This is a genomic window from Streptomyces sp. NPDC030143 (assembly GCF_055573695.1).
In genome coordinates, this window is record NZ_JBVIAY010000006.1 from 96,441 (window position 1) to 108,157 (window position 11,717).

General features: G+C 70.9%; 10 protein-coding genes. 5 read left to right on the plus strand and 5 right to left on the minus strand.

The window, feature by feature from the left end; genetic code table 11:
• Positions 1 to 228: 228 nt before the first annotated feature.
• A complete protein-coding gene (locus tag ACZ4YY_RS13040) occupies positions 229 to 1,581 on the minus strand; it encodes a COG1361 family protein (RefSeq protein WP_468287936.1) in 1,353 nt (450 codons plus the stop codon).
• Between the two features lie 265 nt (positions 1,582 to 1,846).
• On the opposite strand from ACZ4YY_RS13040, the gene ACZ4YY_RS13045 reads away from it, so the two are divergent.
• On the plus strand, positions 1,847 to 2,488 hold the full coding sequence (locus ACZ4YY_RS13045) for a class I SAM-dependent DNA methyltransferase (RefSeq protein ID WP_468287938.1): 642 nt from the start codon (positions 1,847 to 1,849) through the stop codon (positions 2,486 to 2,488).
• 522 nt (positions 2,489 to 3,010) lie between these two features.
• Here ACZ4YY_RS13045 and ACZ4YY_RS13050 read toward each other — a convergent pair.
• Positions 3,011 to 3,880 carry an SCO6745 family protein gene (locus ACZ4YY_RS13050; RefSeq protein ID WP_468287941.1) on the minus strand — a complete coding sequence of 290 codons (870 nt, stop codon included), beginning with the start codon at positions 3,878 to 3,880 and terminating at the stop codon, positions 3,011 to 3,013.
• 187 nt (positions 3,881 to 4,067) lie between these two features.
• Positions 4,068 to 5,234 carry an alanine--tRNA ligase-related protein gene (locus ACZ4YY_RS13055; RefSeq protein WP_468287944.1) on the minus strand — a complete coding sequence of 389 codons (1,167 nt, stop codon included), beginning with the start codon at positions 5,232 to 5,234 and terminating at the stop codon, positions 4,068 to 4,070.
• 422 nt (positions 5,235 to 5,656) lie between these two features.
• Here ACZ4YY_RS13055 and ACZ4YY_RS13060 point away from each other — a divergent pair, with 422 nt between their 5' ends.
• The 3 genes from ACZ4YY_RS13060 (at position 5,657) to ACZ4YY_RS13070 (ending at position 7,772) form a co-directional block, all read left to right on the plus strand.
• Positions 5,657 to 6,343: a DUF4232 domain-containing protein gene (locus ACZ4YY_RS13060; RefSeq protein ID WP_468287947.1), complete on the plus strand. Its 687-nt coding sequence runs from the start codon at positions 5,657 to 5,659 to the stop codon at positions 6,341 to 6,343.
• A 63-nt stretch (positions 6,344 to 6,406) separates the two neighbouring features.
• Positions 6,407 to 7,036, plus strand: a complete 630-nt coding sequence (locus tag ACZ4YY_RS13065) for a VOC family protein (protein WP_468287949.1) — start codon at positions 6,407 to 6,409, stop codon at positions 7,034 to 7,036.
• 421 nt (positions 7,037 to 7,457) lie between these two features.
• A complete protein-coding gene (locus tag ACZ4YY_RS13070; RefSeq protein ID WP_468287952.1) occupies positions 7,458 to 7,772 on the plus strand; it encodes an alpha-amylase in 315 nt (104 codons plus the stop codon).
• A 169-nt stretch (positions 7,773 to 7,941) separates the two neighbouring features.
• On the opposite strand, the gene ACZ4YY_RS13075 is transcribed toward ACZ4YY_RS13070, so the two are convergent.
• Both ACZ4YY_RS13075 and ACZ4YY_RS13080 read right to left on the minus strand, forming a co-directional pair.
• On the minus strand, positions 7,942 to 8,346 hold the full coding sequence (locus tag ACZ4YY_RS13075) for a hypothetical protein (protein WP_468287954.1): 405 nt from the start codon (positions 8,344 to 8,346) through the stop codon (positions 7,942 to 7,944).
• A gap of 1,011 nt (positions 8,347 to 9,357) precedes the next feature.
• Complete coding sequence (locus tag ACZ4YY_RS13080) at positions 9,358 to 10,785, minus strand: RICIN domain-containing protein (RefSeq protein ID WP_468287956.1); 1,428 nt, start codon at positions 10,783 to 10,785, stop codon at positions 9,358 to 9,360.
• 709 nt (positions 10,786 to 11,494) lie between these two features.
• Between ACZ4YY_RS13080 and ACZ4YY_RS13085 the strand changes: the two genes are divergently transcribed.
• On the plus strand, positions 11,495 to 11,665 hold the full coding sequence (locus tag ACZ4YY_RS13085) for a DUF5670 family protein (protein WP_468287959.1): 171 nt from the start codon (positions 11,495 to 11,497) through the stop codon (positions 11,663 to 11,665).
• Positions 11,666 to 11,717: the final 52 nt, after the last annotated feature.

An 11,717-nucleotide genomic window follows, 5' to 3' on the forward strand; every position in this document is an offset into this window, starting at 1 on the left:
GGCCTGCGCCGCCCGCGGCGCGCTCCCCGGCCGGCGTTCGACCGCATCGCGCGCCGGACGGCGTGCCCGCCCGCTTCCGGTACACGTCGGCGTTCCCCGCCGTGCTCCCGGGGCGGGTGGACGGGAGGCCGAGGCGCAGGGCAGGTGGTCCGGTGATCCGGCTGCGGGGCCGAAGCGGCACGGGGGCGCCCCCGTGCGAGGGGCGCCCCCGTGCCGAGGATCAACGGCTCACGGGTTCACGACGACCTTCGCCTTGTTGTTCCGCGGCTTCGGGTCGAAGGGGAACGTGGGGCCGCCCCAGTCGGGGTGCGCGACCACCTCGCTGGTCGCGCCCCGCACCACCCGGTCGACGGTCAGCTGGAACGGAAGGTCGGCCCTGGCGTTCTGCCCGACCCAGAGCGGCAGGTAGCAGTCGTAGCGCGGGGCGCCGAACCGCTCGCCGTACTCGCGCCCCTCCAGCGTGCGCGGCTCGCAGAGGTCCGGGACGCCCGTGGCCCTCGTACCCTCCGGCACGTGGAACGTGACGACGGCGGCCGGGTCGCCCGAGCCGACGTGGCCGACCCAGGCCGGACCCCGGTTGAGGAAGCGGACCGTGGCCGTGACCGTCGTGCCGGCCCGTGCCCGGACCGTGTCGCCGCGCATCGCGAAGTCGGCCGTGTTGACGACCTCGACGGGCCACATCGCGAAGTTGCCGTCGCTCTGGATGTCGGTGGCGCCCCCGCCCGGCTCGACGGAGTGGCTGAAAAGCTCGTACAGGGCGTGGTCGGCGACGGCGAGCCTCAGCGGCGCGGGCAGCTCGAAGGTCGCGCCCGGTGCGAGAACCGTGTCGAAGGCGCACGAGACGTGCGTCATCGGGGCGGCCTCGCCCTCGCCGCCCGTGCGCGTGTACGTGCACTGCGGGTACTGCGTCACGAACTCCAGGCCGTGCGTCGCCGACATGCGCACGCTGAGGCCGTTCGCGGGCTCGTTGCCGGTGTTGGTGACGGCGAACGGCGCGGTGAGCGAGCCGCCGGGCCGCACGCCCTCCAGCCTGTCGGGCTGGACGACGTTCAGATCGGGCCCCGAGGCGACCGTGACGGACGTGTCGAACGAGTCGTGCGGGGCGACGAGTTCGCCGTCGGGTCCTTCGGCCGTCGCCTCGTAGGTGATCTTCCCCTGGGTGCCGGGCGCGACGCCGGGCAGCGCGCGCACCTTGAGCCGGACCTGGGCACGGTAGTCGTCCAGCGCCGGAACCTCGGCAACGGAGCACACCGCGGTGTTCCCACTGGGCGCGCAGTTCTCCGGCCAGGCCACCTCGGCCACATCGGCCAGGCCCGAGACGTCGACGGTGAGGCGGCCGTCGGAGACGGTGACGGCGGCGTTGTCGTGGTGCAGGCCGACCGGGAGGTCGCGGTACTGCGCCGTGCCTCCGGCCGGGGCGACGGTGAGTGTCCGCTCGTACGGCACCTGGATCCACAGCTGGTCGGTGCGCTCGTCCTGGGCCGAGGCGGGCACGGCGGCCGGTCCCACGGCGGTCAGCACCGCGACCGCGGCGCCGGTGGCTCCGAGCCGCAGCGCGCGGCTGACGGAGACGGGTGTCATGACATCCCCCTGGGGTGACGGAAGTTGCGGTCCTGCCGGATGAGCCGGCGCATGTTGGACGGCCGCACCGCTTCGGGGGTTGTACCGAGAGGCGGAGGTGGTGATGTCGTCGGTGGACCGACGGTGTGCGACCTCAGGGGACAGCGACCCGGCCCGCATCCGCCGGAGGTCACAAGCGCGGCGAGCAGCGCCCACCGGGCCCCGCAACCCCTGACCACCCCCGAAAGGGGCCGGGTTCCCGACGCCTGGGTGGCATGCTGCGCGCATGGATGATCGTGCACATCACAAGTCGGTACGCCGCAGCTATGACACCGTCGCCGAAGAGTACGCGGCCCGGTTACACGACGAGCTCGCCGGCAAGCCGCTCGACCGGGCACTCCTCGTCTCCCTTCTTGACATGACGGAGTCGGGCACCCCGATCGCCGACCTCGGCTGTGGCCCCGGGCACGTGGCGGCCTGGCTCGCCGGGAAGGGTGCGCGCACGGTCGGGATCGATCTGTCCGCGGGCATGGTCGAGGCCGGTCGCCGCCGGTTCGCACAGGTGGAGTTCCGACAGGGCGACCTTCTGGAACTCCCCGCGCAGGACGGCGAGTTCGGCTCCGCCGTCGCCTTCTACACGATCATCCACCTCGACCCGGCCGACCTGCGCCGCGCCTTCGAGGAGGCAAGGCGGGTACTCCGCCCTGCGGGGCTCCTCCTCCTCTCCTTCCACATCGGTGAGGAGGTCCGGCACCTGGACGAGTGGTGGGGGCATGCCGTGGACGTCGACTTCCGCTTCCTCCGGCCCGCGCACATCACCGGACTGCTCGAAGAGGCCGGATTCACGGTGGAGATGCACATGGAACGCACCCACTACGCCCACGAGGTCGAGACCCGCAGAGCCTACCTACTGGCCCGCCGCACCTGACACTGCCGCCGCGGCCTCGCCGCGACGGCAGTGCGGTCCGGTGCCAGGTCGCTGTGCCGGGCGCAGGCCCGCCCATCCCGGACCTCTGCCGCCGGCCCGGGACGAGGTCCTTCCTCAGCCCGACGCTGATCCTGCCGGGACGCGGGGCGCAGTGCGCGCCCTCGTGCCCCGCCTGCCTCACGGGGGCGGGACCCGCTGTATGCGGGCGAAGACTCCCGCACCGATCGTGATCGGAGGGTGTCCGGCGTTGTTCAGCACGTTGTCACCCAGGTCGAGAGCCTGCTCCAGTGCGTCTCCAGGTTGACGTTCTCGGTGCCGATCTGGGCCACTCCGTGGTCGCGGATGTTGCCCCTGACGTTGTCGGTGGCGGGCCACCTTCGTTCCGACCGGTGGGCGATCGTGATCCGTTCTCCGCAAGTCAAACAGCCGCACGGAAGCCCACGTGTGCGCTGAGTGCACCGGCATCGAACCAGCGGTGCACGCGGCGCCACCGCGGCCGGTCCCGTCGCTCCGCGTCCCGTTTCACCCCTTGCCGATCAGATCCGCCGGAAAGGCCCCGGCAGCCATCGCGGCCTGGGCGAACGTCGTTCCGAGGGCCGTCAGGCGGGCCACACCCTGCGGGCCGAGGTGCTCGTACGGAGCCCCGTCCAGGCGGTCGGTCTCCTGCTCGATGTCCTCGCGGAGCGTCACGCCCCGCTCGGTGAGGTCGCCGGTGTCGTCCAGCAGCCCGCGGTCCCGCAGACGGGCCTTCGCCGCGTTCCAGTCGTCCCGGGTCCAGCCACGGGTGGCCGCCACCCACTTCGGAGCCATGCCCTTGCCCGTGGCGGTGTGGGTCACCATCGCCTCCAGTCCGTCGAGGCCCAAGGACATCAGCACGGCCAGGTGCCCGTCGCCCCGATGCTCGCGCAGCAGCGTCGCTCCGTGCCAGTACGCGAGGTGCGGCTCGTCGGGGACGGCAAGGTCGGCGTGCGCCGAGTACAGCGGCCGGGCGCTGCGCTGACAGGCCTCTGTGGCGCGCAGGGCGAGTTCTGCGGCCTCCGCCATCTCCGCTGACGCCACGACCTCGTCGCCCAGCAGCCGCCGCAGTGTCGCGTCGACGGCACGCGCGCGTGCCGCGAGCACGTCCGCGGGGGTGGCGACCGACCACACGGCGGGCACATGCCGGACCACGAGATCGTGCTTGTAGTTGTAGAAGGTCGCCGTCACCGCGCCGGCTCCGACCGGCCCCAGAGCCGCCGCCCGTACGGCGAAGTTCACGGCCCGGGGATGGGTGATCCCGAGAGCGGCCAGTTCGCGTCCCAGATCGGGCGAGAAGTAGTGGGTCGCGTGCAGGGAGTTGAGCACGGTGTGACAGCGTCGACCGGCGCGCGGCGCGAGAGCGGCAGTAGTCATGAACCGCATGTTACCGACCGGTCGTTATCTTCGGGATCCCCGCGGCGGCTCCTTCCCTCCGGCTGTCTGTCCCTTCCTCCGCCCGTCCGCCCCTCCCTCCGTTCCGAGCAGCCGCACGGCCTGCGCGGCCCGCGTCCTCACCCCTGGCGCAGGCCCGCGTCCTCACTCCTGGCGCAGGCCCGCGTCCTCACTCCTGGCGCAGGCTCGTGACCAGGTCCCGTGGCAGACCGTGGGTGTCGTGGAGGTGGCGGAAGTCCTCCTCCGTCAGGGGGCCCTGGAACCGGGGCCGGGCGAGCACCTGCCTGCCGCGCTCCAGGAGCCGTCGGAACCTGGCCTCCTCCTCATGCAGCGTCCGCAGCACGTCGCCCAGGCGCACGTCCTGCCGGAAGTGGTCCAGGGTGTGCCGGACCAGTTCGTCCGGCAGGTCCTCCACACTGCGCGAGGGATCGTCCCGCCACAGCACGGTGAGCACCCGTCGCACCAGACGTCGCAGCACGTAGCCCCGTCCGGTGTGGGCCGGGCGGACACCGTCGCCGAGCACCACGACGGCCGCGCGGAGGTGGTCGCAGACCAGGCGCAGCGGCGACTCGTCGAGGTTCCACAGGGGCGGCACGAGGCGGCGCCAGGGGTCGAAGACGTCGCACTCGAACACGGACGGCTTTCCCTGGAGCAGTGAGGCCAGCCGCTCCAGGCCCAGTCCGGTGTCGACGTTGCGCTGGGGAAGGGGCACGAGGGAACCGTCGTCGAGCCGACGGTGGCTCATCGTCACGTGGTTCCACACCTCCACCCAGCGGTCGTCGCGGGTGGGTGTCGACCGGGGCGGGCCGTCACCGCTCCACAGGAAGATCTCCGAGTCGGGGCCGCACGGTCCGGCAGGGCCGTTGGACCACCAGTTGTCCTCCACGGTGAGTTCGACGGGGACGCCGAGGTCCTGCCACACCTCGAGGGACGCGGTGTCCGGCCCGGTCCGGCCGTCGCCGGCGTAAACGGTGGCATGCAGCAGGCCCGGATCGACACCCAGCCCCTCGGTGAGCAGCCCGTATCCCCAGCCGAGGCTGACGGGGCCTTCGTAGTCGCCCAGTGACCAGGTGCCGAGCATCTCGAAGACCGTCAGATGAGTGGCGTCGCCCACCTCTTCGAGGTCCGTGGTGCGCAGGCAGCGTTGCACGTTGACCAGCCGTTTGCCCAGCGGATGGGGACGGCCCTCGAGGTACGGGGTGAGCGGGTGCATGCCGGAGGTGGTGAAGAGCACGGGGTCGTCGGGCGGCGGCAGAAGCGTCGAGCCGACGATGCGGCGGTGGTGACGCTCTTCGAAGTACTCGACGAACGTTGCAACCAACTGCTCCGAGTTCATGGGGGGTGGCTCCTTCGCGTCACAGCGGGGGGAGGCACCGGAGAACGGGACCGTTCGGTCTCCGGCCGGGGCGGGCGCCACGGCATCACCGACGGACCGTTTCCGGTCGCCGGGGAGAGGGGGGCGTCAGGCGGCGGCAACCGGCGAGCTGGTCGCTCGCGCGGTCGCGGTGGTGCTGGGGCCGGTGACGTTCATGCGGGTGACCCTAACGCGGCCGGCCGGCCGGAGCACCCGAATTTCCGTGCCGCACCCCCGCCGCCCTCCCTCCCTCGCGCGGATCCGCGGAGGGGGACCTGTTGGGCACACGGGGGGAGGCAACCGTGGTGAACCCGGCGAGATCCTGTCACCGGGCTGTGAAGAACGCGGGAGAAGCTGGGGCTCGGAGCAGAGCACTGACACACAGCAATCGGGGGAACAGCACCATGAGCACCGTTCGCAGAGCCGCCGCCGTCCTCGCCGCCGTCACCGCCTTCGCACTCACCGCGTGCGGGCCCACCGAGGACGACGCGGCGGGCGGGACGTCGACGACACCGGCCGCTGGCCCCTCCGGGTCGGCGAAGCCGGCCGCACCGTCCACGCCCTCGGCACCGTCGGCGTCCGCGCCTTCCGCTTCGGCGTCCGCGCCGGCCGGGTCCACCGGCGGGAGCTCCACCGGGGGGAGCTCCACCGGTAGCGGCGGCTCCTCGGCCGATTACGACGTCTTCCCGTGCAGCACGTTCGACGTGACCTTCACCGCGAGCCTGGCGGAGCCCACGACCAGCAGTTACCTCCTGAAGATCACCAACAAGGGCACCAAAGCGTGCAGGGCACTGGGCCACCCGGTCGTGACCTTCGGTGATCTGGACGGTTCGGCGACGGAGCGGGGCAAGGCCCCCGGTATCGAGGAAGCGCTGCGGCTCGAACCGGGCGATTCGGCCTACGCGGGGCTCATGGGCGGCGCCGACGACGGCAAGGGGCACACCGTCGACTCGATCGCGATGACCATGAACACGGAATCCGACCTGGAGCAGACACCGCTCACGGTCGGCACCCCCGGCCTGCACGTCTCGCCCGACACCACCTCCGTGACCCCGTGGGTGAACAACGCGGAGGACGCGCTCAGCCTGTAGGCACGACGAACCGGTCAGGAATCGAGAAGCGCACCGGGTCGAGCCGCACCTAGCGTGACGGGCATGTCATTCATCGAAACCGTCACCCTCGACGTCACCGACCCCGCTGCCGCCGACCGCTTCCACACCAGCGCCTTCGGCCTGGGCGGGCAGGTCCGCGTGCGCGCCTCGGAGGCACCCGGCACAGGTTTCCGCGGGTTCACGCTGTCGCTGGTGGTGTCCCAGCCGTCCACCGTCGACAGCCTTGTCGGCACCGCCCTCGACGCCGGCGCCAGGGCTCTGAAGCCCGCCGCCAAGTCGCTCTGGGGCTACGGGGGCGTCGTACAGGCCCCGGACGGGACGATCTGGAAGATCGCGACCTCGGCGAAGAAGGACACCGGTCCCGCCGACCGGCGCATCGACGAGGTCGTGCTGCTGCTCGGCGTCGCCGACGTGTCCGCGAGCAAGCGGTTCTACCTCGACCGGGGCTTCACCGCGGCCAGGAGCTTCGGAGGCATGTACGTCGAGTTCGCCTCGGAGGGGAGCCCCGTCAAGCTGGCTCTGTACCGGCGCCGGGCCCTCGCCAAGGACGCCGGTGTCTCCCCCGACGGCACCGGCTCCCACCGGATCCTGATCGGTGGCGGCGCCGGGCCCTTCACGGACCCGGACGGGTTCGCGTGGGCGTCCGTGACGCCTGCGACCACCTCGCCGTGACCCGCCACCGCGTTTCGAAGGCCGTGCCGCCCGATATGCCTTCCCACGCCCGGACAGCCTGACGGCCGATCACTTTCGGTCTCCTCTCCGCCTTCACCGGTCGACGGCGATCGGTCCCGGTGGCAGGTGTGAGTCCTGCTCTGTCGTCGCGGAACAGTGGCGCCCGTCCGCGCCGCCGCATCCTCCCGCCGGAAGCCTCCCTTCCCTCAGATGCCGCCAGTTCCCGACGCTGACCTGGCCTTTCACAGTGCTGAAGCCGGCGAGAGGCCGTTGGTGAAAGAGAGGGAGCCGCCTTGCGAAAGGTGCCGCAAAGCTTTTCATGCACTCTTCCTCACCTCCTACGCTGAGGGCACTTGTTCACCAAGTGAAGGGAAGCTGTGCGATGGTGCGGTTCATGCGTTCAACTTTCACCATCCTCGCGATGGCTCTGTGCGCAGCGACGACCGGCACGGTCGCGTACGCCGCACCTGGGGCGGCGGCAACCCGGGAGCCTTCGCCGTCGGCGCCGGGAGCGATCGGCGCGCCCGACTGCGTGCGCCTCGCAGTGGACTGGCGCTACACCTTCGCCACCAACGACTGCTCCAGGACCCACACCCTGACGGTCGTGTACCTGGACGGGACCGAGGTCCCGTGCCGGACGGTGGCTCCCGGCGCCCGGATCACCTTCCCGGGGCGCGGAACCCAGGGGAACGAGGTCCTGGGCGCCGTTCTGTGCGACACCGGCGACACCGCCTGACGGCGCCGTCCAAGCCCTCACTCGCCGTCGCCGCCCAGCTCCCCCTGGGCGGCGACGGTACGTGCGACCACCGGCGGCGAACCGGGCAGGAGGCCGGCGGAGCGACTTCTCCGGCACCGTCGCCGGGCCTCCTCCGCAGGTCGCACCCTGTGTGTCGACCGGACTCGGTTCAGGCCTCGTCGCGGTGGGTGAGGTGACCGTCGGTGAGCCGCCAGCAGTGCCGATGGGACGTCAGTTGCCAGGTCTCGTCGGCAGCGATCGCCTGCGTGATCCAGGCGTGGAGTTGCGGGAGGGCGTGCGCGCGCAGGACAGGGCGGATGACAGCACGTTCGGTGGCATCGACCGGGTGGACGTCTATACGGAAGCCGACGATGTCCGGGTGGATGCCGCTGCCGTGGTTGCGGGGGTTCGGAGCGATCCACTCTGCCTGCAGGACGATCGTCCCGCTGTCATGCCCCTTGAGGAACCGCAGGTCCGTGACGCGGCTCATGTGAGGGCCGAGGCACTGGTCGATGTCGATGGTGGTCAGGGGCCAGGACCGGTGGCGGGGCAGTCTTCGATTGCGTGCGGGCATGACAAGCACAATGACAGAACGTCAGTCCTCCGGGCACGGGCCCGGTGCGGCGCCGGGGCCGGTGCGTCCGGTGCGACTCGCTCCGTCGTCCGGCACCGATCACCTGTCCGCGGTGGCCTCTTCGCGCCGTCTCCTGCGGGAGTGGCTCGGCGCAGCAGGGCCCGTCACCGGCCGGCCGCGCCCGGTCGCGTTCCGCACCGCGTGCCGGGCGGGCCCCGGCCGGAGCGACGTCCGTGGTGGTGTCGGCCGTTCCCGAGGTCCAGCAAGGGCTGATTCCCGGGCAGCGGCCCGGAGGGCGTGCGGCACATGCCGGGTGCGGAGGTGCGCGGTGCGCTGCTTCGTGGATCCGGTCAGTGGGTGGGAGCTGGTCTGGCAACGCCCTGACAGGCGGCTACGTCCCGGGGTGATGCAGTACCAGGGATACAGGCTGGCGTTGGAGGAACCACGCAGACGGCTGGAGGTGCCCGACGGGACTGTGACGCTGATGTTGGGCTTTGCGAACCGGCTGTGCATCACAGATGTCGGCGAGGCCGCCGGACCGGGCGGCCCCACCGCCCGCAACGCTCCCGTCGCACACCACAGCCGTCTGCTGTCCGCGCTGCGCAGCGGGGCGACGCTCGGCGAGCACGGCGGTCATCTGTACGGGGTGGAGGTCACCCCCGCTCCCTGGGCGGCGTTCACGTTGTCCGGGGTCGCCATGCACGAGTGGGCGGAGCGCGTCGTCGACCCCGTCGATGTCGTCGGCCGGCGGGTGGAGGACCTCACCGAGGCGCTGGCCTGCCTGCCCGGCTGGGAGGAACGAGGGGGAAGACGAGGGAGGCCACCGCGACCGAGACGACCGGCCCACCGAGCCGGCCGTTACCGAGACGACCGGCCCACCGACCCCGCCCGACCGACCTGTGCGAGCCACCGAGCCGGCCGTCCGCGTGTGCACGCCCCTTTCGCCCGGGGCTCACCCGCACCCGGCGCCCCGCACGCCGGCACGCGAGCTGCCGTGCGGGTGCCGTCGGATCAGCTTCCGCGCTTGAACTGCTGATTGGCGCCGGTTCCGCAGGTCCACTGGATGAGTTTGGCGCCGTTGGCGGTGGAGGCGCCGTCGATGTCGAGACACTTGCCGCTCAGCCGGGAGACGAGGCGGACGTAGCCGTCGCCGGCGTCCTGCAGCTGCCACTGCTGGTTGGTGCCGGTGGAGCACGGCCACTGGATGATCTTGTTGCCGTTGGCGGTGGAGTTGTCGGCCACGTCCATGCACTTGCCGCTGTGCCTGGCCATGAGCTGGACGTATCCGCTGCCCATGTCCTTGAACCAGAACGCCTGGTTCATGCCGCCGTTGCAGGTGTACTGAGCGAACTGGGCACCGTCGTCGAGGGACTTGCCGGGCATGTCGACGCACTTGCCGCTGTGGCGTGCCGTGAGCGTCTCCCACGGGCCGCCGACCCCGTCGACCTTCCCGGCGGCGGTGTCGACGGTGATCTGCGGATACCAGTCCATGGTCATGGTGGTACTGGTGGGGAACTCCAGAGGAAGCCAGACGTACTTCGAGGCGTTGACGTTCTCGCCGAAGGAATTGCCCCAGCGGTCGCCCAGGTACAGGTACTCCGTGCCCGCGGTGCCCTGGACAGGCAGGACGAACGTGGTCTGGGAGCCGTACGCGGTGGAGTCACCCACGTTCTGCAGCGCGCTCCAGGTACCGGTGACGCTGGAGGCGGTGGCGTACATCTGCTGGTTGGGTCGCCAGCCGGTCGCGCCCGAGGTGAGCAGGAAGTACACCCCGTTGCGCTTGAACAGCGCGGGCGCCTCGCGCAACTGGCCCGGCCACAGCAGTTCCACGCGGCTGTCGACGGTGAGGTAGTCGGGGCTCAGGCGGTAGACGTGCAGGTCCCGGTTCTCGTTGGCGGCGGAGACCATGTAGCCGGTGCCGTCGTCGTCGACGTAGGCGGTGATGTCGCGGGACATGTAGCCCAGGGGGCGGAAGCTGCCCTGGTAGTCGTAGTCGCCGTCGACGGTGTCGGAGACGGCGACGGCGGCACGGGCCTGGGTGTAGTCGGTGGCCAGTTCCTTGTGCATCCACATGACGAACTTGCCGGTGGCCGCGTTGTAGATGACCTTGGGGCGCTCGATGTTGGCGGACGCCAGCTCGGGATCGGACGCCTGGGTCAGGACATGGCGTCTGAACTCCCAGGTCTTCAGGTCGGTCGACCGGTACGCGGACACGTAGCGGAAGGAGTTGTCCTCGCTGCGGTTCTCACCGAACCAGTAGTAGGAGGAGCCGACCTTGATCACTCCGCCGCCGTGAGCGTGCACGATGGCGCCGGTGGTGTCGGTGAACTGCGTCCCGTTGGGGATCGTGACGGTCGCCGCCTGGGCGGTACCCGTCAGGAGGGCCTGCGACAGCAGCGCCGCCAGTACGGCGAGAACAAGGAGCCGGGCGCGGCGCATGGGGTGTTACCTCCACTCCGAGCTGCCCGGCCGCACGGAAAAACAAACATGATGAACCATGACCGAGCAATATTTGGCTGAATCCAACACTGTCGCACATGAGACGGCCGATCGCCGGGCTGTGTCAATGGTGCGGACGTGGCTGATTTCCTGCGGTCGTTCCGATGTCGGGCTCCGTCCTGTCGGGCACCGTCCTTCACGCCACCCGCAGCCCGGGGGGGCCCTCCGCCGGTCCGACGGCTCAACCCGCTCGCCTCACCCGAGGACATCGAGGATCTGGACGGCTGGACGCTTCACCGGCTCCGGCACAGTGCCCTGACGCACGACGCCGAGGACGGCACCTCCACCCCGATGCTGTCGGCCCGCTCCCGCCACGCCTCCGTCCGCTCCCTGGAGCCGTAACGCCCGCCCCGGCGCCGACTCGGCCGCCCGGCACGTCGCCGAACGCGACCCCGCCGCCCGCCGGAAACGGCGTCGCAGCAGAGTGCCCCACCTCATGACCGGCCGCTGACTTCTCGACTGGCGCACGGCCCCGAGGGCGTGCTGTCCGCCCACGCCTCATCAGAGTGCCCCAGCGGATAGGGCCTGCGCCCGGACGTGAACCGCAACAGCCAGTAGGAGTTTCCCGAAAGGTGAATGAGAAACACGGAGATTCTGCGTGTGTGCGGCAGTCACGGTGGGGCAAACGGCGGGTCGGAGGTAGATAATCATGGTTCCTTTGCTGCTCGTTCTCCTGCTCGCCCTGCTGCTCTTCGGTGCCGGTTTCGCGCTCAAGGCGCTGTGGTGGATCGCCGTCATCGTGCTGGTGCTCTGGCTGCTCGGCTTCGTTGCCCGCTCCACCGGACCCAGCGGGAAGCGAGGCCGCTGGTACCGCTGGTAGACAGCTCAGCGCAACCGTCACACCCGCAGGGGGCCGCATCGTCTTCGGTGCG